Origin of the sequence: Catenulispora yoronensis (assembly GCF_039531695.1) — a bacterium.
In the GTDB taxonomy this organism is placed as follows: Bacteria; Actinomycetota; Actinomycetes; order Streptomycetales; family Catenulisporaceae; genus Catenulispora; species Catenulispora yoronensis.
Genome location: NZ_BAAAQN010000034.1, coordinates 22,669 through 45,383 on the forward strand (window position 1 = coordinate 22,669; position 22,715 = coordinate 45,383).

The 22,715-nt window shown below is 68.1% G+C and carries 17 protein-coding genes and 3 pseudogenes; 8 read left to right on the forward strand and 12 right to left on the reverse strand.

Annotated features, from left to right (window positions below):
- The first annotated feature begins 180 nt into the window (after positions 1 to 180).
- The gene (locus tag ABD481_RS25440) at positions 181 to 3,144 is read left to right on the forward strand and encodes a glycoside hydrolase family 3 C-terminal domain-containing protein (RefSeq protein ID WP_344668268.1); all 2,964 of its coding nucleotides are present in this window, start codon (positions 181 to 183) and stop codon (positions 3,142 to 3,144) included.
- Here ABD481_RS25440 and ABD481_RS25445 read toward each other — a convergent pair.
- The gene (locus ABD481_RS25445; protein ID WP_425559286.1) at positions 3,078 to 3,731 is read right to left on the reverse strand and encodes an LUD domain-containing protein; all 654 of its coding nucleotides are present in this window, start codon (positions 3,729 to 3,731) and stop codon (positions 3,078 to 3,080) included. The genes ABD481_RS25440 and ABD481_RS25445 overlap by 67 nt on opposite strands.
- 77 nt (positions 3,732 to 3,808) lie before the next feature.
- On the opposite strand from ABD481_RS25445, the pseudogene ABD481_RS25450 reads away from it, so the two are divergent.
- A pseudogene (locus tag ABD481_RS25450) lies at positions 3,809 to 3,988 on the forward strand (winged helix-turn-helix transcriptional regulator); the annotation flags it as partial.
- Positions 3,989 to 4,235: 247 nt separating this feature from the next.
- Here ABD481_RS25450 and ABD481_RS25455 read toward each other — a convergent pair.
- On the reverse strand, positions 4,236 to 5,861 hold the full coding sequence (locus ABD481_RS25455) for a ricin-type beta-trefoil lectin domain protein (protein WP_344668269.1): 1,626 nt from the start codon (positions 5,859 to 5,861) through the stop codon (positions 4,236 to 4,238).
- A gap of 1,123 nt (positions 5,862 to 6,984) precedes the next feature.
- On the opposite strand from ABD481_RS25455, the gene ABD481_RS25460 reads away from it, so the two are divergent.
- From ABD481_RS25460 to ABD481_RS25470, 3 genes are all read left to right on the forward strand, one after another.
- Positions 6,985 to 9,300 carry a ricin-type beta-trefoil lectin domain protein gene (locus ABD481_RS25460; protein WP_344668270.1) on the forward strand — a complete coding sequence of 772 codons (2,316 nt, stop codon included), beginning with the start codon at positions 6,985 to 6,987 and terminating at the stop codon, positions 9,298 to 9,300.
- A gap of 142 nt (positions 9,301 to 9,442) precedes the next feature.
- Positions 9,443 to 10,855, forward strand: a complete 1,413-nt coding sequence (locus tag ABD481_RS25465) for a ricin-type beta-trefoil lectin domain protein (RefSeq protein WP_344668271.1) — start codon at positions 9,443 to 9,445, stop codon at positions 10,853 to 10,855.
- Positions 10,856 to 11,139: 284 nt separating this feature from the next.
- Complete coding sequence (locus ABD481_RS25470; protein ID WP_344668272.1) at positions 11,140 to 13,743, forward strand: lectin; 2,604 nt, start codon at positions 11,140 to 11,142, stop codon at positions 13,741 to 13,743.
- A 367-nt stretch (positions 13,744 to 14,110) separates the two neighbouring features.
- Here ABD481_RS25470 and ABD481_RS25475 read toward each other — a convergent pair whose 3' ends face one another.
- The 3 genes from ABD481_RS25475 to ABD481_RS25485 form a co-directional block, all read right to left on the reverse strand.
- Positions 14,111 to 14,455, reverse strand: coding sequence for a winged helix-turn-helix transcriptional regulator (locus ABD481_RS25475; protein WP_344668273.1), 345 nt, complete (start codon positions 14,453 to 14,455; stop codon positions 14,111 to 14,113).
- Positions 14,456 to 14,459: 4 nt separating this feature from the next.
- Positions 14,460 to 15,041 (reverse strand): NADPH-dependent FMN reductase, encoded by a 582-nt coding sequence (locus tag ABD481_RS25480; protein WP_344668274.1) that lies wholly within the window; start codon positions 15,039 to 15,041, stop codon positions 14,460 to 14,462.
- Between the two features lie 111 nt (positions 15,042 to 15,152).
- Positions 15,153 to 16,109 (reverse strand): alpha/beta fold hydrolase, encoded by a 957-nt coding sequence (locus ABD481_RS25485; RefSeq protein WP_344668275.1) that lies wholly within the window; start codon positions 16,107 to 16,109, stop codon positions 15,153 to 15,155.
- Positions 16,110 to 16,172: 63 nt separating this feature from the next.
- Here ABD481_RS25485 and ABD481_RS25490 point away from each other — a divergent pair, with 63 nt between their 5' ends.
- Positions 16,173 to 17,120, forward strand: a complete 948-nt coding sequence (locus ABD481_RS25490; protein WP_344668276.1) for a helix-turn-helix transcriptional regulator — start codon at positions 16,173 to 16,175, stop codon at positions 17,118 to 17,120.
- A gap of 65 nt (positions 17,121 to 17,185) precedes the next feature.
- On the opposite strand, the pseudogene ABD481_RS25495 reads toward ABD481_RS25490, so the two are convergent.
- The 3 genes and pseudogenes from ABD481_RS25495 to ABD481_RS25505 form a co-directional block, all read right to left on the reverse strand.
- Positions 17,186 to 17,722 (reverse strand): annotated as a pseudogene (locus ABD481_RS25495) (SDR family oxidoreductase); the annotation flags it as partial.
- A gap of 181 nt (positions 17,723 to 17,903) precedes the next feature.
- Positions 17,904 to 19,310, reverse strand: a complete 1,407-nt coding sequence (locus ABD481_RS25500) for an IS1380 family transposase (RefSeq protein WP_344668277.1) — start codon at positions 19,308 to 19,310, stop codon at positions 17,904 to 17,906.
- 120 nt (positions 19,311 to 19,430) lie between these two features.
- Positions 19,431 to 19,625 (reverse strand): annotated as a pseudogene (locus ABD481_RS25505) (SDR family NAD(P)-dependent oxidoreductase); the annotation flags it as partial.
- An 81-nt stretch (positions 19,626 to 19,706) separates the two neighbouring features.
- Here ABD481_RS25505 and ABD481_RS25510 point away from each other — a divergent pair.
- Complete coding sequence (locus ABD481_RS25510; protein WP_344668278.1) at positions 19,707 to 20,297, forward strand: TetR/AcrR family transcriptional regulator; 591 nt, start codon at positions 19,707 to 19,709, stop codon at positions 20,295 to 20,297.
- Between the two features lie 26 nt (positions 20,298 to 20,323).
- Entirely contained in the window at positions 20,324 to 20,479 is a 156-nt protein-coding gene (locus ABD481_RS25515) for a hypothetical protein (protein WP_344668279.1), read from the forward strand.
- Positions 20,480 to 20,598: 119 nt separating this feature from the next.
- Here the strand turns inward: ABD481_RS25515 and ABD481_RS25520 are convergent, their stop codons facing one another.
- The 4 genes from ABD481_RS25520 to ABD481_RS25535 form a co-directional block, all read right to left on the reverse strand.
- Positions 20,599 to 21,063, reverse strand: a complete 465-nt coding sequence (locus tag ABD481_RS25520; protein ID WP_344668280.1) for a DUF2871 domain-containing protein — start codon at positions 21,061 to 21,063, stop codon at positions 20,599 to 20,601.
- The gene (locus ABD481_RS25525) at positions 21,060 to 21,524 is read right to left on the reverse strand and encodes a DUF6069 family protein (protein WP_344668281.1); all 465 of its coding nucleotides are present in this window, start codon (positions 21,522 to 21,524) and stop codon (positions 21,060 to 21,062) included. Before ABD481_RS25525 ends, ABD481_RS25520 begins: the two co-directional genes overlap by 4 nt.
- Positions 21,525 to 21,745: 221 nt before the next feature.
- Positions 21,746 to 22,114: a hypothetical protein gene (locus tag ABD481_RS25530; RefSeq protein WP_344668282.1), complete on the reverse strand. Its 369-nt coding sequence runs from the start codon at positions 22,112 to 22,114 to the stop codon at positions 21,746 to 21,748.
- A gap of 62 nt (positions 22,115 to 22,176) precedes the next feature.
- Positions 22,177 to 22,665 (reverse strand): TetR/AcrR family transcriptional regulator, encoded by a 489-nt coding sequence (locus ABD481_RS25535; RefSeq protein ID WP_344668283.1) that lies wholly within the window; start codon positions 22,663 to 22,665, stop codon positions 22,177 to 22,179.
- Positions 22,666 to 22,715: the final 50 nt, after the last annotated feature.

Genomic DNA, 22,715 nt, shown 5'->3' on the forward strand with positions numbered 1-22,715 from the left:
CGCGTTCTCGTGGCGCAACACAAGTGACTCAGGGCCCTTGGACACGGTGTCAGGGTTGTTTGACAACCCCGTAACGCGAGCGTATACCTCACTTCAGGATGGGAGAGCGCTCTCCCAATGCCGCGCGTCACCACGGGGACTTCGACCACTGACGTCTGCTCGACCAGAGAAGGAGCCTTCATGGCCCGCTCGAGTCCCGGCACATCGCGACGCCACGGAAGACTCAGGGTGCTGTTCACCTCCCTGACCGTCCTGGCGACCCTCATGGCACTGGTCGGCGGCACCCAGCTCGCCGTGCCGAGCAAGGCCACAGCCGCGGGCACGACGCTGCTGTCGCAAGGCAAGGCGGCGACCGCGTCCTCCACCGAGAACGCCGGGACCCCGGCGAGCGCCGCCTTCGACGGCAGCACCACCACCCGCTGGTCCAGCGCCTTCAGCGACCCGCAGTGGATCCAGGTCGACCTCGGCGCGAGCGACACGATCAGCCAGGTCGTCCTGCAATGGGAGACCGCATACGGCAAGTCCTTCCAGATCCAGACCTCTCCTGACGCCGCCACGTGGACGAGCATCTACTCGACCACCACAGGGACCGGCGGAACCCAGACCCTGAACGTCACCGGCACCGGCCGGTACGTCCGGATGTACGGCACCGCCCGCGGAACGGCTTGGGGTTACTCGCTCTGGGAGTTCCAGGTCTACGGAACGGCCGGTGGCACCGGCGGAACCTGCGGGCCGACGAACGCCGCGCAGGGCAAGCCGGCCACCGCTTCGTCGACCGAGAACGCGATGACGCCGGCGAGCGCCGCCTTCGACGGGGACACCAGCACCCGCTGGTCAAGCGCCTTCAGCGACCCGCAGTGGGTCCAAGTGGACCTGGGCTCGTCCCAGCCGATCTGCCACGTCGACCTGACGTGGGAGGCCGCGTTCGCCTCGGCGTTCCAGATCCAGACGTCGCAGGACGCGGCAACCTGGACGACGATCTACTCGACCACCAGCGGCCCCGGCGGCACGCAGGCGCTCAACGTGACGGGCACCGGCCGGTACGTCCGCATGTACGGCACGGCCAGGGCCACCCCGTACGGCTATTCCCTCTGGGAGTTCCAGATCCTCACCGGCACCGGCACCCCGCCTCCTCCCAACTGCCCGTGGGTCGGCTCCACCGCTCCGGTCGCGACGCGCGTCAGCCAGGTCATCGCGGCCATGAACCAGTCCCAGAAGATCTCGCTGCTGCACGGCGTCGGCGGCGCGTACGTCGGGGTCGTCGCACCGATCCCGGCCCTGTGCGTCCCCGGCCTCAACCTGCAGGACGGTCCCCAAGGCGTCGGCGACGGGCTCGGCGGCGTCACCCAGCTGCCCGCGCCGGTAGCGGCGGCGGCGACCTGGGACACCGCGCTGGAGAACCAGTACGGCGCGACCGAGGGCACCGAGTTCGCCGGCAAGGGCGTGAACGTCGCCCTCGGCCCGACGATCAACATCGTCCGCGACCCGCGGTTCGGCCGGGCCTTCGAGACGTTCAGCGAGGACCCCTACCTGGCCGGGCAGATAGCCGCCGCCAACATCCAGGGCATCCAGAGCCAGGGCGTGATGGCCCAGGTCAAGCACGCGGCCGTCTACAACCAGGAGACGAACCGCAACAGCCCGGCCGACAACGCCATCGTCAGCAACCAGACGCTGCAGGAGATCTACCTGCCCGCGTTCAACGCGGCGATCACCAAGGGCAACGCGTCCTCGGTGATGTGCTCGTACAGCACGGTCAACGGCACCTACGCGTGTGAGAACCCGTATATCCTCAACACCGCGCTGTACCAGCAGGACGCGTTCACCGGGTTCGTCACCTCGGACTGGGGCGCCACGCACTCGACCGTCGCGTCGGCGAACGCCGGCCTGACGATGGAGATGCCGGGCAGCAGCTACTTCGGCACGGCGCTGTCCTCGGCCGTCACGGCGGGCACGGTGACCACGGCCACGCTGAACACCATGGTCGGCAGGGTCCTGACGAAGATGTTCGAGTTCGGTCTCTTCGACAAGGCGCCCAGCGGCTCGACCGGCGCGACCGTCACCACGCCGGCCCACGTGGCCACCGCGCGGACGGTCGCCGAGGAAGGCACCGTCCTGCTCAAGAACGCCAACGGCCTGCTGCCGCTGTCCACCTCGACGACGCACTCGATCGCGGTGCTGGGCAACGACGGCGGCTCGGGCGTGCAGACCAGCGGCGGCGGCAGCGCCGGCGTCAGCAGCTCGGGCACCGTCTCCCCGCTGACCGGCATCACGAACCGGGCGGGCTCGGGCGTGACCGTCTCGTACGAGGCCGGCACCGACGCCGCCGGCGTCACCCGCGCGGTCAACCTGGCCAAGGCCTCCGACGTCGCGATCGTCTTCGCGAACTACGGCGAGTCCGAGGGCAGCGACATCTCGAACATCGACCTCCCGGGCAACCAGAACACGCTGATCTCGTCGGTGGCCGCGGCCAACCCCAAGACCATCGTCGTCCTCAACACCGGCTCGGCGGTCACCATGCCGTGGCTGGGCTCGGTCGCCGGCGTCTTCGAGAACTGGTACGCCGGCCAGGAGGCGGGCAACGCCATCGCCGCCCTGCTGTTCGGCGACGCGAACCCGTCCGGGAAGCTGCCAGTCACCTTCCCTGCGAGCCTGGCCGACGTACCGGCGCACACCGCGGCGCAGTGGCCCGGCACGAACAACCAGGTCCAGTACTCCGAAGGCGTCGACGTCGGCTACCGCTGGTACGACTCGCAGAACAAGACGCCCCTCTTCCCCTTCGGATACGGGCTCTCCTACACCAGCTTCGGGTTCTCGAACCTGAGCGTCGGCGCCCTCTCCGGAGGCACCAGCACCGTCACCGCCACGGTCACCAACACGGGGACCACGGCGGGAGCCGAAGTGGCGCAGCTCTACGTGAGCGATCCGTCGTCCACCGGCGAGCCGCCCAAGCAACTGAAGGGCTTCGCCCGGGTCAACCTCGCCCCCGGCCAGAGCCAGACCGTGCAGTTCACCGTGAGCAGCCACGACCTGGCGCACTGGGCGGACTCGGCCGGCGGCTGGACGACGACGTCGGGGGCCTACCAGATCCTCGTCGGCGACTCGTCCAGGAACCTCCCGCTGACCGGCACTATCACGGTTCCCTGATTCGGTCTCGCCCGGCCGCCGACGGTGGCGGCCGGGCGAGTCTCTTTCCGCACAGGGACGAGAACCACGGTGCCGCGCTCGGGTAGGGCCTCTCGCTCGATGATCAGGATCTTTCCGATGAACGAGCCCTGGCCGGCCAGTTCCCGCAGGTGTTGGTGCTCCTTGCCCAGGGTGTAGGTGCGGATCCGGCGCAGTGCGGTCTCCAGGTCGGGCACGATCTTCTGCGCGCCGACCACCCAGACCGCTTTCTTCGCTCCCGCTGCGTACGGGGCGAATTGGCTGCCGGTGGCCGAGGCGACGACGAGGTGCCCCTCTTCGGTCACCGCGTGGACGCTGCCGACCACGACGTCCGGCAGTGCTCCGAGCCTGATCCGCGCGTCGACGTCGTCAGCCGGGATGTCGCTCAGCTGAGTGCGTACGGACACGTGGTCCTCGGACGCGTCGACGTCCTCGGCGATTCCGGCCAGGCGAAGCGTCTCGCTGGAGGCCGTGAACACCTTCGTGTTCTTCGGCAGCAGCTCTCCGACCAGCTTGCGTGCCTCGTCCGCGGTCGCGGTGACATGGACGATGAAGCCGTTGGCCCGCAGGGCCGCCGCAGCTGTTCGGAGCCGCTCGTCCGAGACGGCGGACGCGAAGGCCCCAGTTTTGGGTACCGTGGACTCCGATCGGCGGCAGGGTGTTGATCCGCGACGAGGCCCTGTGCCGGATCCGTGACGTCCTGGACCGGATCGGCGACAAGTGGTCCCTGGCCGTCATCAACGAGCTCGGCGCCGGGACCCGGCGGTTCACCGAGATCAAGGCGGCTGTCCCCGGGATCAGTCAGCGGATGCTCACCGTGACCGTGACCGTGCGCGGGCGCTGGAGAACGTCGATGAGATCAGCAACGCGCAGGACGCCTACGACACGCGCACGGAATAGCAGTCTCGTATGTGATGCAGCATAGGCATTCGCTCAGGACCGCCGCGGTCCCTGGGAGCGACGAGAGGTGCCCCGACCGACCGGGCCGGGGCACGCCCTCATGAATTCAGGCCGACGTCATGCCCGCCGCCCGCCGCATGAGCTCGACGCCGCGCCGGCCGCTGGGTATTCGTTCAGGGTGTGGTCCATTTCTGGTTGACGCCGCCGTTGCAGTCCCAGAGGTCGAGTTGGGTGCCGTCGGTGGTGGAGAAGCCGGGATCGTCCAGGCAGCGGCCGGAGGCCGGATTGAGCAGGGCGCCGTTCTGGGCGACCCACTGCTGGTTGCCGCCGCCGTTGCAGTCCCACAGCTCGATCAGCGCTCCGTTGGTGGTCGCGGCGCCGGTGATGTCCAGGCATTTGCCGTTGATCTGGAGCGTGCCGTTCGATGCCACGGTCCACTGCTGCGCGCCGGTGCCGTTGCAGGAGTACAGATCAGCCTTCGTGCCGTTGGCGTTGGACCCCGCGAAATCGTCCAGGCACTTGCCGGCGATTCCGGAGGTGACGGGGCCGGTCCTGGTGCCGCCGGTGCCGCCGGTGCCGTTGAAGGCTCCCAGGCCGTTGGGGGTGCCCAGGCCGGTGGGCCCGTCGTAGCCGGAGCCCGCGGTGCACACGTATCCCGGGTTGCAGGAACCGTTGGAGCCGGAGGTCACGTCGTACAGGCTGCCGGTGTTCGCGTACAGGCTCGCTGCCGCGGTGGCCGAGGGCGTCCCGGCCAGGGCGTAGACCGAGGCGATGATCGGGGAGGAAGCGCTGGTTCCGCCGACGACGAGCCAGCCGCCGTTGCCGTAGGTGTCGTAGACCGCCACGCCGGTGCCGGGGTCGGCGACTGCCGAGACATCCGCGACGGTACGGTTGCCGCAGCCGGTGTCGTGCTGCCATGAGGGCTTCGCAGCCCACGACGAGCAGCCTGAGCCGGACCCGGACCACGCTGTCTCGGTCCAGCCGCGCGATGTCCCGGAGTTCTGGCGCAAGGTGGTGCCGCCCGCGGCGACGACGTAGCGCGAGGACGCCGGGTAGCTCACCCCGTAGCCGTCGTCGCCGGAGCTGGCGACCTCCACGACGCCGACGTGGTTGAAGTTCCCGTCGCCGCCGGCGTCACCGGAGTTGTCCCCGGTGCCCCAGCTGTTGGATATGTAGTGGGCACCCAAGGACACCGCGGTGTTCTGCGCGGCGCCGAGGTCGCCCGCTTCCACTACGAGGATGTGGCACTGTGGGCAGATCGCGGAGATCATGTCGATGTCCAGCGACGCCTCGGTGCCCCAGCCGGTGTCGCCACCTGGGTACGGGCCCTGCTGCCCGCTCTGGTTGACCTTGCGGAAGCAGCCGTTCGCGGTCGTACAGGCCGGAAGGCCGAACTGGGCGCGATAGGTCCCCAGGTCGGACTCCAGGCGCGGGTCGTCGGCGAGCTCTGTGACGGCCACCGTCTGTCCGCCGCCACGCGACGCGGCGGCCGAGGCCAGATTGTAGGCGGCGAGCAGGCCGGAGGGGCCGTAGCCGGACGGGGTGGCGTTCGGGGTGGCGTTCGGGCTCAGGGCGTCGGCGTGCACCGCGGCGACGTCGGTGCGCACCTGGGCGAAACAGATGGGGGCGCCGGGGTGCAGCGGCACCGAGCACGCGCGTCGCGTGTCTGCCTGGGCGACCGGTGTGGTTGCGACTGGTGCGGTTGCGACCGGTGCGGTGTGGCCGGCGGCGGGCGCGACAGCCTGCGCGGTGGCCGGGATCCCGACCGCGAACGCGGCGGCTGCGGCGAGCGCAAGCAATCTGGGCAGGGGAATCTTCAATGTTCCATCCGTTCGGGATGTTGGGCAGGGCGCTGACACACCACTGGATGACAGGGTTGTGGCGGGTGTCCGCGGGGTCGCGAACCATGCGCCACAGGTGATGGGCCCCGTGTCCCGCAGCCCGCCGAAGCCGGCGAGAGGCGGATCCGAACGGACGCCGCTCGGCCGCACCCGGACCGGCATCAGCGGCCTGATGCCTGCCGCGTCCGTGGCTCAGTGAACACCGCGCCCAAGGGGCCGTCAAGCAAAACGAACGTAAAACAACGCAACCAATCGCAAGCCTGTCGTCCGCTTGGCGTCGACCGGCACGCGGCAGCGTGCGCCGTATGCTGCGGTGGCCGCAGTCAAGCCGGCATACAGCACCCGGTAGACCACTTCCCGAAACTCTTATACAAGCTTGACCTGCTAACCCGTCGGATCCGGCGAGCGTCGCGGGCAGACGCAAGGCGTGCGCAAGAAGTTGCGGCGCGTGACGCAGAAGAGTCAACGGCGTCCTGTTGATTTATGTTCGAGGTGGTCCGCCAGGCCATGGCCATGGTCCGATGCGTGCGAATGAGGCCCCGCCGACGCTACGACGAGCACTGGCATCCCGCGGTCTTGACGGCCTCAAAGTCGGGACGCACAATTGCGGAAACGTTTCCGTCATGGTTCGAACACCAACGGAGACGCCCTCGGCACGACGGTTCGGGACAGCCCTCACTGCCCGTACTCTCCTCGGCTGCGCGGCCCGGCCGGTATCAGAACACAGACTCACCCGCATCTGCCACCGCCGTGGCGGACGACGGTGGGTGCTGGTCCGTACCGACGTCGGCGAACCCGAACAGGTGGCGTACCAGCCCTGCGATCGGATCCTGGACGCTGCCTCCCACACGGCCGCCGCCGGGCTTCGCCGCGCCCGCGTGCCGCCGGACGGTGGATCCGCGATCAGCTCCCGTCGTCACCAATCAACCGGTCACCAATCAACCGGTCACCGGTCACCGGGTCGACGCCGGGGCCGGTACACGCCTGCCCTGATGCCGACGGGAGACCTCCCCGGACGCGGCCTTACCTCCATCCGCCCATCCCTGAGACGTGCAAGAAACCGACTGTGAAGGACTCTTCCATGAGATTCAAAGACACCCCGCGCCGTCGCGCCCGGCACCGGGTCGGCGCGCTCGTCGGCGCACTCATCGGCGCACTCGCCCTGGCCGCCACGAGCCTGGCGGCCGTCGCGATCACGGCGGCCGGCGCCCAGGCTGCCGCCACGGCTGTCGCCAAGGCTGCTCTGCCCGCCGCGACAACGCCAAAGGCTGCGGCATCCGGCGTGATCACCGGGTATCAGGGCCTGTGCCTGGACGACTACGCCGCGTCCAACGCCAACGGCACCAAAGCCGACCTCTACACGTGCAACGGCACGCCGGCCCAGCAGTGGACCGTGGCGGCCAACGGCACCTTGCAGATCAACGGCAAGTGCCTGGACATCACCGGCGCGGCCACCGGCAACGGCGCCCTGATCGAACTCTGGGACTGCAACGGCGGCGGCAACCAGGTCTGGCAGGCCCAGCCCAACGGCGAACTCCTCAACCCCGTCTCCGGCCGCTGCCTGGACGACCCCGGCTTCAACGCCACCCCCGGCACCCAGCTCGACCTGTGGGACTGCAACGCCGGAGCCAACCAGATCTGGACCCTCCCCACCGGCACCGGTACCGGCGGGAGCCTGGGGCCGAACGTGATCGTCATCAGTCCGAGCCAGTCGGTGAGCGCGATCGCGAGCGAGCTCAACGCGATCGGGACCCAGCAGAATCCGAACCAGTTCGGCACCCAGCGGTACGAGATCCTGTTCCAGCCCGGGACCTACGGTTCGGCCGCGAATCCGCTGGACTTCCAGATCGGCTACTACGAGAGCGTCCAGGGCCTGGGCCAGAACCCGGGACAAGTCGTGATCAACGGAACGATCGACTCCTGGAACCAGTGCACCAACGGCGACCAGACCCAGTGCTACGCCACCAACAACTTCTACCGCTCGATCTCCAACCTGACCATCAACGTCACGGGCCTGACCGGCTGCTTCGCCGGTGAAGAGGTCTGGGCCGCCTCGCAGGCCGCGCCGATGCGCCGGGTGGCGATCAACGGCAACACGACCCTGATGGACTACTGCGACGGAACGCCGGCCTGGGCCAGCGGCGGGTTCATCGCGGACTCCGAACTCAACGGCACCGTGCAGAACGGCTCCCAACAGCAGTACCTCGTGCGCAACACCACCATCGGCAGCTGGACCAACGGCGTGTGGAACCAGGTGTTCAGCGGCGACCCCGGCGCCCCGGCGCAGAGCTTCAGCACCACCCCCGTCTCCGCCGGCGGCCCCCAGCCGTACACCACCCTGGCCACCAGCCCGATCACCGAGGAGGAGCCCTACCTGTACACCGACTCCTCGGGCAACTACAACGTGTTCGTCCCCTCGGTGAGAACCAACTCCAGCGGCCCGAGCTGGGCCAACGGCAACACCCCCGGCACCTCTCTGCCGCTGAGCGCCTTCTACGTCGTCAACTCCGCCAGCACCATCACGCAGATCAACGCCGCGCTGGCCGCGGGCAACAACCTGCTGTTCACCCCCGGGGTCTACAGCTACAACCAGACGATCAACGTCACCAAGGCCGACACGAAGATCCTCGGCCTGGGCTACGCGACGATCGTCCCGACCGCCGGCCAGACCACGATCACCGTGGCCGACGTCAACGGCGTCAACATCTCCGCGCTGATCCTGGACGCGGGCCCCGTCACCTCCCCGACGCTGCTCACGATCGGCACCGCGGGCTCGACCGTGAGCCACGCCGCCGACCCGGTGACCGTGGACGACGTCTTCCTGCGGGTCGGCGGGGCCACCGCGGGCTCGGTGAACGACGCCTTCATCGACAACAGCAACAACTCGATCCTGGACGACGTCTGGTCCTGGCGCGCCGACCACGGCAGCGGCGCCGGCTCGTGGACCTCGGACGTCGCGGCCACCGGCCTGACCGTCAACGGCAACAACGTGACGGCCTACGGCCTCGCGGTCGAGCACTACCAGCAGTACGAGACCGTCTGGAACGGCCAGGGCGGCACCGTGATCTTCTTCCAGAACGAGAACCCGTACGACGTGCCGAACCAGGCGTCCTGGAAAGCCGGCTCCACCCAGAACGGTTACCCCGGGTTCTATGTGGCCAACAACGTCACCTCGTTCCAGGGCTACGGCATGGGCGTCTACTCCAACTTCACCGCCGGACCGGCCATCCAGAGCTCGGAGGCGTTCCAGGCACCCGTCACGCCGGGAGTGGTGTTCCACGACCTGCTGACCGTGTGGCTCAACAACAACGGCGGCATCCAGTCGGTGATCAACGGAACCGGCGCGGCCGTCAGCTCCGCCAACCCGGGCCCGGTCAACCTGGTCACCTACAGCTGAGCTGCCTCCGACGACGTCGTCATCATTCGAATCCGCGACAGAAGAAGGACGAATCATGCATCTGAAATCCGCACCACCCAGTCGGCTGGGAAACCGTGGTGTCCGAGGCGCCCGGCGGCGCGCCGGGGCATCCCTGGGAGCAATGGCCGTCGCCGTCACCGCCGCCGGCTTCGGACTGATGGCGACGACCGCGACGACCGCCGAGGCGGCCGCGTCAGGAGCGGTGGTCGGTTACCAGGGAATGTGTCTGGACGACTTCGGTGGTTCCAGCGCCAACGGCACCAAGGCCGATCTGTACACCTGCAACGGCACCCCCGCCCAGCAGTGGACGGTCGGGTCCAACGGCACCCTGCAGATCAACGGCAAGTGCCTGGACATCACCGGCGCCTCCGTCAGCGACGGCGCACTCGTCGAGCTCTGGGACTGCAACGGCGGCGGCAACCAGGTCTGGCAGGCCCAGGGCAACGGTGCGCTGCTCAACCCGGCGTCCGGCAAGTGCCTGGACGACCCCGGCTTCGCCACCACCCCCGGCACCCAACTGGACCTCTGGGGCTGCAACGGCGGAGCCAACCAAACCTGGACCCTGCCAGGCGGCGGCACCACACCGGTGACCGGGCTTCTCTTCAGCCCGTACAAAGACGTCACCATCAACATGAACTGGAACACCGACCAGATGCAGTCGGCCGTGGCCGGGTCCGTCCTGCCGGTGGTGGGTTCCGGGAGCCTGGTGTCCCGGTACCTCCCGAAGCTGCCCGCGCTCACGCTCGCGTTCGCCACCGGCTCCTGCGGCAGCGAGTCCTGGGGAGGCGTCCCGGGCGCCAGCTGGGCCGCGGCGAACGTGCCCCAGCTGCACAGCGCCAACCTGAACTACGTCGTGTCGACCGGCGGTGCGGCTGGAACCTTCACGTGCGCCTCGTCCGCCGGTATGGCTTCCTTCATCGCCCGCTACGCCAGCTCGAACCTGGTCGGCATCGACTTCGACATCGAAGGCGGCCAGAGCGCGTCGGACATCCAGAACCTGGTATCCGCCGCGGCAGGAGCACAGGCGCAGTACCCGAACGTGCAGTTCTCCTTCACCCTGGCCACGCTGGGCGCCTCCGACGGCAGCTACGGCGGCGTGAACTCGCTCGGCAACCAGGTCGTCCAGGCGGTGCGCGGCTCCGGCCTGAACAACTACGTCATCAACCTGATGACCATGGACTACGGCAACGCCTCCAGCAGCGTGTGCGTCGTGGCCTCCGGCACCTGCCAGATGGCGCAGTCGGCGATCCAGGCCGTGAAGAACCTTGAGCACACCTACGGGATCCCGGCGAGCAAGATCGCGGTCACGCCGATGATCGGCATGAACGACGCCACCAGCGAGATCTTCACCACCGCGGACGTGGACACCCTCACGTCGTATGCGGCCGGCAACGGCCTGGCCGGACTGCACTACTGGTCACTGGACCGGGACACGCCCTGCTCCAACACGTGGGCCTCCCCCACCTGCAACTCCGTCCCCAGCACGACACCGCTGGCGTACACCAACAAGTTCCTGAGCGACCTCGGGCGCTGACGACGAAGTTCTTCACGGCCCCAGGGCGGGCGGCGCACGAGTCATCGTGCGCCGCTTCGAACGCGGACCCCCGCGCCGGTTCCACCGTCACCGGCGAGTTGTGGACCTGGTCGGTCCTCGCCCGGGCCCGCGAACCTCGCCCTCTTGACAGAAGCCTGCGGCAGCCGAATACTCACGTCGCATGTGAACGTTCACACTTGCTCCTCCCCAGGGACTCGACAGACCCAGACCGCTCCACCCGGCACCACAACCGACCCGCGACCCCGACCCTCTGTGGAGGCGCAATGATGAAACGATGGCGAATACCCCTGGCGGCCAGCCTCATGCTCCTGGGGGCGTCCGCACCCGCCGCGAACGTCCACGCCGCCACGCCGGCGGCGGTGACCGACCCGGCGTCCCTGGTCAACCCCCTGCTCGGCACCTCCAACCAGGGCAACACCTTCCCCGGTGCCGACACGCCTTTCGGCATGGTGCAGTGGAGCCCGGACACCACGTCCCGGCCGCCGGGCGGCGACTACGCCTACACCGACAACGCGATCACCGGATTCAGCCTGAACCACCTGTCCGGCCCCGGGTGCGGCGCGATGGGCGACATTCCGGTGCTGCCGACCACCGGTGCGGTGAACGGCGGTGCGAACGTTACCTTCTCGCACGGCAACGAGTCGGCGAGCGCCGGCTCCTACGCCGTGACGCTCGACAACGGGGTGAAGACCGAGCTGACCACCACGGCCCGCTCCGGAATGGCCCGCTTCACGTTCCCCGCGACGACGCAGGCGAACCTGCTGTTCAAACTGAACGCGGACAAGGCCACCAATCTGCATTTCACCAAGGTGAGCAGCACGGAGGTGAGCGGCTCGGTCGACGCGGGTCTGTTCTGCGCGGCCGCCCCGTCCTACACCGCGTACTTCGACATGGTCTTCGACCAGCCGTTCACGTCCAACGGAACGTTCAGCGGCGGCGATTCGCTGACCTTCAACACCACGGGCAACCAGGTGGTTCAGGCGAAGGTCGGCCTGTCGTACGTCTCGATCGCCAACGCCGTCGGCAACCGGCAGTCGGAGAATTCCGGGTGGGACTTCACCGGGACCCGGACGGCCGCGCACAACGCGTGGAACAACGTGCTGGGCAAGATCGCGATCACCGGCGGCACCTCGGACCAGCAGAAGGTGTTCTACACCTCGCTGTACCACGCACTGCTGCACCCGAACCTGCTGAGCGACTCCAACGGTCAGTACTGGGGCTTCGACCATCAGGTGCACACCGTGACGGGCAGTCAGGGGGCTCAGTACGGCACGTACTCCGGCTGGGACATCTATCGCACGCAGGCCCAGCTGGAGGCGTTGGTGGCGCCGCGGCAGGCCAGTGACAGCGCCCAGTCGCTGGTCAACGACTACGCCCAGTCCGGCGCCTTCCCCAAGTGGTCGCTGAACTCGGCCGAGACGCAAGTCATGAACGGCGACCCGGGCCCGGCGATCGTCGCGGACTACTACGCCTTCGGCGCGCGGAGCTTCGACACCGCGGCCGCCAAGGCCGACATGGTCAAGGAGGGCACGACCACCAACCCGATCCGGATGGGTCTGGACCTCCAGACCCGGTACGGATACCTGCCGTCGGACGGCAGCTATCCGCATGACTTCTACGGTTCGGTGGCCACTCTGCTGGAATACAGCGCGCAGGACTTCGCGACCTCGGCGTTCGCCGGCGCGCTCGGTGACGCCACGACCCAGTCGCAGTTCGCGAACAGGGCGCAGGACTGGAAGAACGTCTTCAACTCCGGAAGCGGCTTCATGCAGCCGAAGCTGGCGAGCGGCTCGTGGGCCTCGGGCTTCAACCCGACGAGCAGCGACCAGTTCGTGGAGGGCACGTCCTGGCAGTACACCGGTGCGGTCCCGCACAACGTCCGCGGTCTGGCCGACGCCATGGGAGGCAACGGCAAGTACGCGACATACCTGGACAGCGTGCTGTCGGACTTCCACGGTTCGGGCGGGTCGCACGCCGACCTCGGCAACGAGCCGTCGCTCGAACTGCCCTGGGAGTACGACTACGTCGGGCAGCCGTGGAAGACCCAGAAGATCGTGCGGCAGGTCCAGGACCAGCTCTGGCCCGACAACCCCGCCAACTGGGCGGTCGGCAACGACGACCTGGGGACGATGAGCGCCTGGTACGTCTGGTCCGCCATGGGCTTCTACCCCGAGACGCCAGGCACATCGGACCTCGCACTGGGGAGCCCGCTGTTCACCAACGTCACCGTCACGCTGGGCAGCGGCGGCACGATCAGCGTCAACGCACCGCAGGCCGCGGACAACGCACCCTACGTCCAGAGTGCCACGCTCAACGGCGCCGCCTGGAACAACGCCTATCTCCCGCAGTCCTTCGCAACGAGCGGCGGCACGCTCAACCTGACGCTGGGCACCGCGGCCAACACCGGCTGGGCCACGGCGGCTTCCTCAGCCCCGCCGTCCTATCCCGGCGACGGCGGCGCCAAGCCGCCGGGGCCGCCGGCCGGCGCCACCGGGCCCGTCACCTCCGGAATCGCCGGCAAGTGCATGGACGACAACACCGCCTCGACCACCAACGGCACCAAGATCCAGATCTGGTCGTGCAACGGCTCCGCGGCCCAGTCCGTGACCGTTACCGCCACCGGCACGCTCCAGATCCTGGGCAGGTGTGTGGACATCACCGGTGGCGGCACCGCCAACGGCACCTTGGTCGAGCTGTGGGACTGCAACGGCGGCACCAACCAACAGTGGAGGGCCCAGAACAGCACCCTGGTCAACCCCGCGTCCGGCCGCTGCCTCGATGATCCGGGAGGCAGCACCACCGACGGGACGCAGCTTGTGATCTGGGACTGCAACGGAGGTAGCAACCAGAAGTGGACAGTGCCCTGACTCACGGCAGGCTCACCAACGGATAGCCGGGGAGTCGCGCCTCGGTCAGGCCGGAGGTAGGAGTCCGCAGGCGGAAGCTGCTCCACTCGGAGCTTTCGCGACGTAGGGTGCGGCACGCCGAGAGGCGTGTCGCACCCTAGGGCACTTATCTTCACCGCGCCGCGTCAGGCCGAAAGCGCACCGCGTCACGCCGAAACCGCACCGGCGTCACGTCGAAACCGCACACCATCGCACAGAAACTGGACCCTGCCCTGTCCCGCTCTGCCCCGCCCGGGAGGTCGGCTTGGCGGCGAGCCGCAGGTCACTCCGACTGCGGTGGCAAGGTCGAGCAGGCCGTGCGCACGTCGCCCTCGGCGGCCGCCGCTGCTCAGAGCGTTTCGGTCAGTCCGGTGTCCGGCACTGGGATCCAGTCGTGCGACCAGGCGATGACGGCCTCCAGCACCGGTTCCAGTGCGCGTCCCATCTCGGTGAGGTGGTACTCGACCTGCACGGGAGTCGTGGCCAGTACCCGGCGCTCGACAAGCCCCTGCTCCTGCATGGAGCGCAGTCGCTGGGACAGCATCGTATCGCTCACGCCGGGGATCGCCGCTCTGATGTCGGCATAGCGATGCTGGCCGGTGAACAGCGCGCGCAAGACCGCGCCGGTCCACCGGCTGCCGATCAGTTCTATCGCGGTATGGAAGCGCGCGCAGACGGTGTGTATATCCGTCACGATGTCACGCGGCCGACTGCGGAGTGCGCAGGGGGCGCAGTGCGTCGCTCATCCGCACGAGCTCGTCGAGCATGGCCTTCGCGGATCCGATCATGACGTCGTTGGGGATCAGGCCCTCCTCCTCGCTGATGAACTGGTGGACGAACGGGATGGAGACGGCCTCGGACAGCGGAGTCATCTTGAGCGTGGTCACCACCTGCTTGATCATCTGGGCCGCGCGGGTGCCGGCGGAGACGCCGCCATAGCTGACCAGGCCGACCGGCTTGTACTTCCACTCGTTGTGCAGGTAGTCGATGGCGTTCTTCAGCTCGGCGTTGAAGCCGTAGTTGTACTCCGGCATGACGAACACGAAGGCGTCCGCCCCGGCGACTTTCGCGCTCCAGTCGAGGGTGTGCTGGTGGGTGTACTGGGCCAGGCGCGGATGGTGCGGCTCGTTCATGAACGGCAGGGCCACCTCGGCCAGGTCGACCAGCTCGACCTCGTCGAACCCGCCGTGCGCCCGGGCCGCCTCGTCGATCCAGCGGGCGACCGTCGGGCCGACCCTGCCGGGACGGGTGCTCGCGATAATGATCTCCAGCTTGGCCACGCGCCACTCCTCGGTCGATGTCGATCTTGCCGCTTCGAAGCTACGGAATTCTTAGTCGCAAAGCAAACCGTAGCTCCTGGAGGCCCCCGTCGCCACGCGGCTCAGTCGGCCTTAGGGAAGATCGAGGCCAGGTGCATCCTGCTGTTCCAGCCATTTTGAAATCACTTGGTTGGTTTCTTCGGGCTTTTCCTGCTGAATCCAGTGACCGCAGTCCAGGCTGACCACTTCCGCGTTGGGCACGAACTCGGTCAGGTTCTCGGACCTCGCGACCACGTCCCGGTCGCCGTAGATCATGAGGGTGGGCTGCTGGATGATCGGGTCCACGTCCGCCAGCAGGCGCCAGTTGCGGTCGAGGTTCCGGTACCAGTTGATGGTGCCCGTGAATCCCGACGATTCGAAGGCGGAGACGAGGACGGCCAGTTCGCTGTCGCTCATGATGGGCTCGCCGAGTGGTGTTTCCGCTCTGGCGAGATTGATCAGCGCCATGCCCGGCTGAGGCTCCGCAGGGGGCAGGTTCTTCCGGTACAGGTTGCGGAGGAACTGGAAGGTGTTGTCGTCGAACACGGCGTCCGCGACGCCCGGCTGCCGGTTGAAGTGGACGAAGTAGAAGTCGCCGCCAAGCACGGCTTCCATGAACTCGATCCAGGGCTTCTCTCCGCGCTCCTGGTACGGCAGGCTCAGGTTGATCACCTTGTTGACGCGGTCGGGGTGCAGCAGGGTCAGTCCCCAGACGACGAACGCGCCCCAGTCGTGGCCGATGAAGGTGGCGTCTTCGTATCCATAGTGGTCGAGGAGTGCGACGAGGTCACCCGACAGGTGTTCGATGTCGTAGTCCGTCACTTCGGTCGGGCGGGACGAGTTGCCGTAGCCCCGCTGGTTCGGCGCGATGACGTGGTAGCCGGCCGCGGCGAGGGCGGGCATCTGGTGGCGCCAGGTGAAGGCGTGATCGGGCCAGCCGTGGCAGAGCACGATGGGCTTTCCCGCGTTTTCTCGGCCCGCTTCGAAGACTTCGAGTTCCACACCATTGACGGGGACAAGGGTGGGCTTGGGGAAATCGGTTGAGGTCATGGCGCCATCCTGGGGCCCGAAACCGGTCATCCCACGACCGGTTTCTGTGAGAGTTTTGCCGGCATGCGAACCGACCGGCTGGTGGCCATCCTCCTCATGCTGCAACGGCGCGAGAAGGTGACAGCGGCAGAGGTCTCCCGAGAGCTGGAGGTCTCCGAGCGCACCGCCCGCCGCGACCTCGACGCCCTGTCCATGGCCGGGGTGCCCGTGTACTCCGTGCAAGGCCGAGGTGGCGGCTGGCGGCTGGTGGGCGGCGCCCGCACCGACCTGTCCGGACTGACCGCGAGCGAGGCCCGCGCCCTGTTCCTGGTCGCCGGCCCGGCCTCGGCTGCGACGCCGGCCGTCAAAGCGGCCCTGCGCAAGCTCGTCCATGCTCTGCCGGAAACCTTTCGGGAGCAGGCCGAGGCAGCGGCGTCGTCGTTGGTCATGGACCCGCAACGGTGGGGGTCGAGTCGGGTCGAGAACCGGCCGCCTCGCTTCCTCGACGAACTCCAGGACGCGGTGATCCGCGGCGTCCAGGTGCGGCTCGGCTACGTCGACGGTAAAGGCGCCGAGACCCAGAGAACCGTCCACCCGCTGGGCATCGTCGCCAAAGGTCCGTCGTGGTACCTCGTCTCCAACACCGAGACCGGCCGGCGGACCTTCCGGATCGACCGCGTGTCGTTCGTCGACCCGACCGACGATCCCGCGGACCGGCCCGAGGACTTCGATCTCGCCGCGAGCTGGCGCGAGATCGCCGACGAGATCGACCGCAAGCGAACACCCCTGGAGCTCCAGGCGCTATGTACGCCCCACGCGATAGGCATACTCCGGATCGGGTTCGGCAGCCGCCTCAAGGTGGGAGGTCCCGCGCCCGACGGCCGCATCGAGGTCGTGATCCGCGGCCACGACGAATACACGCTCGCCGGCGAGCTCGCCGGGCTGATCGAATGGGTCGAGGTCACCGGCCCCGCGAGTGTGCGAGACCACCTGGCCTCGATCGGCGACGCGCTCGTCGAACGCTACCGCTGAGACCGGTACATATACATATACATACGCATAGCGCCGAAGCCTTCCGTCACCGGAACCGAGTGGGTCTAGAGAAGGGCTCCGCCGGTGGTGTCGAGTCTCTGGCCGGTGATCCAGCCTGCGTCGTCGGAGGCTAGGAATGCGACTACGCCGGCTACGTCGTCGGGCATTCCGACGCGGGCCAGCGGTGAGCGAGCGGCCGTGGCGTCGCGCGCCGCTTCATCGGAGCGCAGCCATGAGGCGTTGAGGTCGGTGTCGATCGCGCCTGGGTTGACGGCGTTGACGGTGATCCCGCGGGGGCCGAGTTCCTTGGCGAGGGTCGTGGTGAACACGTCGATTCCGGCTTTCGACATCGAGTACGCGATCAGCTGCGGCTCGGTCTTGCCGAGGGTGTAGCTGGTGGAGACGTTGACGATGCGGCCACCGTCGCGCAGTCGCCCCAGGGCGAGCTGCGCAATGAAGAACGGCGCCCTGGTGTTGACGGCGAAAATCCGGTCGAAAAGCTGCGGCGATGTATCGGCGATACCGCCGATTTCCGCGATACCCGCGTTGTTGACCAGGATGTCCAGCCCGTCGGCGTGGGCGTCGAAGGCCGACCACAACGCCTCGGCGTCGCCCGGGACGCCTAGCCCTGGTCTTTCATCAAGAGCGTCAAGCGGCCGTTTGACTCAGGGAGCTGATCGCGTGGCTTGCCGTGGTGGGTGCGGGCATGCCGGTGGCCCGGCGCGGTGGCCGGGGTCTCCTGGTTCCTTCGGGTCGTGGGCGGCTGGGGTTCTTTGCCGCTGGTCAGCAGATGTGCGGCCGGGGCAGGGTGGCGAGTTGGGCGAAGGCGGCGGCAAGGTCGTCAGCCCAGGGCCACTTTTCGGCGATGCGTAGGTGGACGCGGCGTTGGCCGCGGGTGATGCGGGCTGCGGTGTGCAGCAGGCGGTAGCGCAGCTTCTTCGGCTCGGCCTTGGCCAGTGCGCCGTCCAGCAGTAGGACCTGGGCCCAGGCGATCAGGTCGATCGCGGTCAGGGCGAGTTCCAGCCATGCGGCGTTGATGTTGAGCTGGCGGGAGGGGAAGCGGCCGAAGCCGGTGTCCTTCCCCGTCCGGATGCGGTCCTCGACGCGGGCGTGGGCTCGGTGTCGGGCGTCCAGCCACGGGATCGGGCCGGTGCCGATCGGAGTGTCGGTGGCGATGAGCTGGTGGCGCATGCCTTCGACGGTGTCGAACAGGTCCAGTTGCGCGCCGGGGTGCGGGCGTTCGCGGCGGACGATGAACCGGGTGCCGTCGGGGAACCGGTCGTCGTCGATCAGCCCGGTTAGTTCGGCGACCTCGGCGCCGTCGCGCAGCTCGGCGTCAATGTCGATCGCCGGGAACCAGGCGTCGTCTCCCAGCGTGCAGATCGCTTCGCGCACATCGGCGTCGATCGGCGCCCCGACAGAGAACCGCACGTCGCACCCGGTGGCCCGCAGGCTTCGGATGTGTGCCAGGAATGCCTTGGTGCAGCCGGCGGTGTCGGTGCGGACCAGGATCGGGACCCCGTGCCGCAGATGGTCCGGGATCTGCGTGAGCCCGGCGTCGAGCACACTGATGTGGTCAGCGGCGGTGTTCGACCCGGCGCGTCCCGGCCGAAGCACCGCCGACAGCGCCTCGCCGGTGTTATCCAGGAAGCAGAACATCGGGTGATACCCAAACGTCTTTTTCCAGGTCGGAGCGGCGTCCTCCTTCTCGGAGTGGCAGATCACGATGCTGGCGTCGATATCCAGAACCAGCCCGGGTATCTGGCGTCCGGCGGCCTTGGCGGCCGGGAAGTCGCCGCGGGTGTCAGCGTGCTGTGCCCAGGCGACCTCCCGTGCCGTCGCACGGGCCGCCCGCAACCTGGCAAGCGCCTGCTCATCGATACTGTCCAGGACCCGCCAGGCGGTGGCCGGCGAGGCGACCGGCCCGAACAGCTCTCCCTGGTCCCGCAGCACTGCCAGGTCCGCGATCGCCTCGCCGCCGTCGGCCAGCATCACCGCCACATCGACCGCCACCCGGCCCGGATCATGCGCCCCGCTGCGCTGCCGCGACGGGGCCAGAGCCGCCGAGAACGCCTGCTCAAGACCGGTGGCCTCGGCCAGATCGGCCAGTAGCCGGGCGCCGGCGTGCGCGACCACGCCCCGCCCGTCGGTCCCCACGGACAGCTTCGGACGCGACGTTATAGGCTTCACCTGGTAAGTGCTCCGGTTCTCTGGATGTTCTCGACTTCGCAATCAAGATCATCCCAGGTGGCGGGGCACTTCCTCGTTTCGGGGGTCAGCCTACGGATTCGCCTGGTGAAAGACGCAGGCTAGTTCGGCGCGGATGGCGAAGGCCGTCCCGCCCGCGTCCTCGATAGCGCCGACGGTTTGCTTGGCCGCGTCGGCGTTGGCGGTGTAGTGCACGCCCACTCGGGCGCCCTGCCTCGCCAGCCGCTCGGCGATCGCCCGCCCGATGCCCCGGCTGCCCCCGGTGACCAACGCGACTTTGCCTGCCAGTGTGCCCATGACACCACACCCCTTTTCGCTCTTGATCGCTAGGGAAATAACCCTAGCAGCATTCTGGAGTGACTGCTCTAGAATGATGGCATGGCGAGTACGACGCGCGGCCGGCCCCGGTCCTTCGACCGGAAAGCGGCCCTGGACCAGGCTGTTCTGCTGTTCTGGTCGCAGGGCTATGAGGCGACCTCTATCAGCGACCTGACAAAGGCCCTGGGTATCGGGCCGGCGAGCCTGTACGCGGCGTTCGGCGACAAGAAGGCCCTGTTCGACGAGGTGGTCGACGCTTACGGGGACCGTTACGGCGGGTACATGGACCGCGCGCTGGCTCAAGAGCCCACCGCGAAGCAGTCCCTCGCGCGGCTGCTGCACGAGGCGGCCGAGGAGCACACGCGTGACGGACGCCCGCGCGGCTGCATGTTGCTGTGCGCGGGCGAGAACGCCAACAGCGTCGAGGTGACCGAACAGCTTCGACAGATCCGCGCCGGCAACGTGGCGGTGTTCGAACAGCGCATCCGAGTCGATGTCCAGGCGGGCATCCTGCCTCAGGACACTGACGTGGCGGCGCTGGCCCTCTACATCGGGTCGGTGTTGCAGGGCATGTCACAGTCGGCCCGCGACGGTGCGAGCCGAGAGGACCTGGAGAAGGTCGCCGCATTGGCCATGAACGGGTGGCCCTGACGACGTGTTTTCTCGCGGAGGCTTGATTGACCTTCACCGCGAACAACTTCCGGCGAATCTTGGTGACCGACGCCACCATGAACGGGATGTCGCCGCACATCGCCCAACTGATACTCGGCGGCTTGTCCAGAAGAATCGGTACTCGCCCGCTGCGAACGCCGACGAGCAGTTTGCCCGAGTGAGGAGTACCGCTCTCTCCCGGTAAGGCGGCGATCGGGGCCGCGAAGATCCGGGCCCCGATGGCGATGATGAGCAGGTCGAGGGCTATGGCCAAAGTGGCCGCAGCGTGGTCATGGCGTCCTCAGCGACTCTCGGGCACCGGGTCGACGACCGGGTCGGGCGCGGGCTCGGAACGGGGTCGGGCATCTGGTGGCAGTCGCTTGCCGATCGTGATGAACAGCAGCACCAGGCCGGCGGTCAGCAGGATGTGCCCGACACCGGCGATCCCGGCGATGGCGCCGCCGGCGTCGTGACCGAGAACAGTGAGCGTGCCGTGCAGCGCCATCATGCCGACGGTGATGACCAGACCCACGTTGTAGATCCAGAAGAACCACGTGAACAGCGGACTCGATGTCAGCGAGAACAGCTTCTCCAGTGCCAGGACGATGAGGAAGAACATCATCCCGAGGGTGAGCAGATGGGTGTGCACGACACCGAGTTGCGACTCTCCGGTGAAGTGCTTGGTCTTGGTGAGCTCCCGGTAATACAGGCCGCTCGCCACCCCGACGATCATGTACACGTGGGCCGTGCCGAGTAGCTTCCTCATTCGCTCGCCGCTCCCCCGAGGCGACGGCCGACCAGCGGGATGATGATGGCGGCCGCGATGAGGTGGGCGACGACGAGCGTCGACTTGGTCCCCGCCGAGGTGGCCGCGGCCGTCAGCGGAGCGGCCAGGGACACCACGACGAGCACGCTGGTCACCACGGTGTAGACCCGGGCCGGGCGGGACGACCAGCGGTTGATCGCCACCGCGAGGCCGGCCCCCGGGATTGTGACCATCGCGAGGGATATGGCGAACGCCCCGGGGTGCAGCGGAACGACGCTGGAAGCGTCGCCGCCGGGGTCGCCCACCGCGAGGTGCACGCCTGCGGCCCGGACGATCGCGGCGAACAGTTCGGTCGCCGCGGCGGCGAGAATCAACGCGACCAAGATGGTTCGCAGCAACGCCATGAGCGGTACGCGCACGTACGGTGCGGGATCGGTTGCGGTTGTAGTTGTGGTGGTCATCTCAGGGCTCCGTCGATTCAGGATCGGCACCGGTCTCGGTGCGTTCGTTCCTAGATCGAACGGGCGGGCGGCCGGATCGACACGCAGCCGTGCCTCTCAGGTCACGATCATGCAACGAGCCTCACAACCTGATCTGCCGGATCCCGGTGCCCGGCTCACCATGGTTCGGGGCGAGGCTGCCATCACCAATGATCAGCCAATCGGCGCGCTCAGCCCCTCGATCAGAGCTCGTCCTGGCTCTCGGTCAACGCGCGGACGATGAGTGCGACCGTGGCTGCCGGGTCGTCCACTTGGATGATCAGGCGGGCGTATCGCTCGTCGGCCAGTTCGATGACGACGGCCTGCGCGGGGTCGTGGACGTCCCAGAAGATCCGCTCGCCGTCGATGTGGAACGTCCCCGCTGTGATAACGCCGCGGATGTGGGTTCCGGGTGCTCGGATCCCCTTCGAGTCCTTGGCCACGCCGGGATCCACTGTCGCGCCGCGCACGTTCGCGAGCGGGATGGTCAGGCTGCTTTTCAGGGCCCAGAGTTTGTCCAGGCCCTCGATCTCGACGGACAGGGTCTGGCCGTCGACGGTCACACGCGCCATGTCGGCTCCTTCGGTGTTCACTGCGGGTCGCCCGGTGCCGGGTCGCGCACTTCTGGCGCAGGTCAGTCGGGTCGGCCGGTCGCCTTGGCGCGAAGGCGGTGGCCCAGTATCGCCGCCGTCGCCTCGGCGACCGATGGCGAACCGGCCGCGTGGTCCTCGCCGAGTGCTCGGGCCACCGCCGCGTCGAGCGCCGTGAAGAACAGGCCGACCTCCGTCGCGACCCCGGGGTCGGTCGAGGCCTGTTCGACTGCCGCGATGAGGAACAGATCGAGCGCTTCGCGTTCCTGGTTCAAGGCTCTGTTCAGCGCTTCGAGGCCGCCTGTCGCAGGGGTCTCGGCGAGCGCGGGCTCCAGTTGGTTCTCCCTGCGCCAGCGCAGCGCCGCGAGGTAGAGGCCGCGCTTGCTGCCGAAGGTCCGGTAGAGGCTGTGGCGGTGCACGCCCAGCGCGACCACCAGGTCGTCGACGGACACCCCGGCGTAGACGCGATCGGCGAACAACGCTGCCGCCGCGAGCACCGCGTCGGTTTCGTCGAACGCCTTCGGCCGTCCCATGACGATCAGGCTAGGTGATGGGGAACGATCGGTCAAGAACGACCATTCCC

What these genes read in the sequence shown, in the direction of transcription:
- ABD481_RS25440 (WP_344668268.1), top strand. Translation starts at nt 181, where the DNA reads ATGGCCCGCTCGAGTCCCGGCACATCGCGACGCCACGGAAGACTCAGG.
- ABD481_RS25460 (WP_344668270.1), top strand. Translation starts at nt 6,985, where the DNA reads ATGAGATTCAAAGACACCCCGCGCCGTCGCGCCCGGCACCGGGTCGGC.
- ABD481_RS25465 (WP_344668271.1), top strand. Translation starts at nt 9,443, where the DNA reads ATGGCCGTCGCCGTCACCGCCGCCGGCTTCGGACTGATGGCGACGACC.
- ABD481_RS25470 (WP_344668272.1), top strand. Translation starts at nt 11,140, where the DNA reads ATGATGAAACGATGGCGAATACCCCTGGCGGCCAGCCTCATGCTCCTG.
- ABD481_RS25485 (WP_344668275.1), bottom strand. Translation starts at nt 16,109, where the DNA reads ATGACCTCAACCGATTTCCCCAAGCCCACCCTTGTCCCCGTCAATGGT.
- ABD481_RS25490 (WP_344668276.1), top strand. Translation starts at nt 16,173, where the DNA reads ATGCGAACCGACCGGCTGGTGGCCATCCTCCTCATGCTGCAACGGCGC.
- ABD481_RS25510 (WP_344668278.1), top strand. Translation starts at nt 19,707, where the DNA reads ATGGCGAGTACGACGCGCGGCCGGCCCCGGTCCTTCGACCGGAAAGCG.
- ABD481_RS25520 (WP_344668280.1), bottom strand. Translation starts at nt 21,063, where the DNA reads ATGAGGAAGCTACTCGGCACGGCCCACGTGTACATGATCGTCGGGGTG.
- ABD481_RS25525 (WP_344668281.1), bottom strand. Translation starts at nt 21,524, where the DNA reads ATGACCACCACAACTACAACCGCAACCGATCCCGCACCGTACGTGCGC.
- ABD481_RS25530 (WP_344668282.1), bottom strand. Translation starts at nt 22,114, where the DNA reads ATGGCGCGTGTGACCGTCGACGGCCAGACCCTGTCCGTCGAGATCGAG.
- ABD481_RS25535 (WP_344668283.1), bottom strand. Translation starts at nt 22,665, where the DNA reads ATGGGACGGCCGAAGGCGTTCGACGAAACCGACGCGGTGCTCGCGGCG.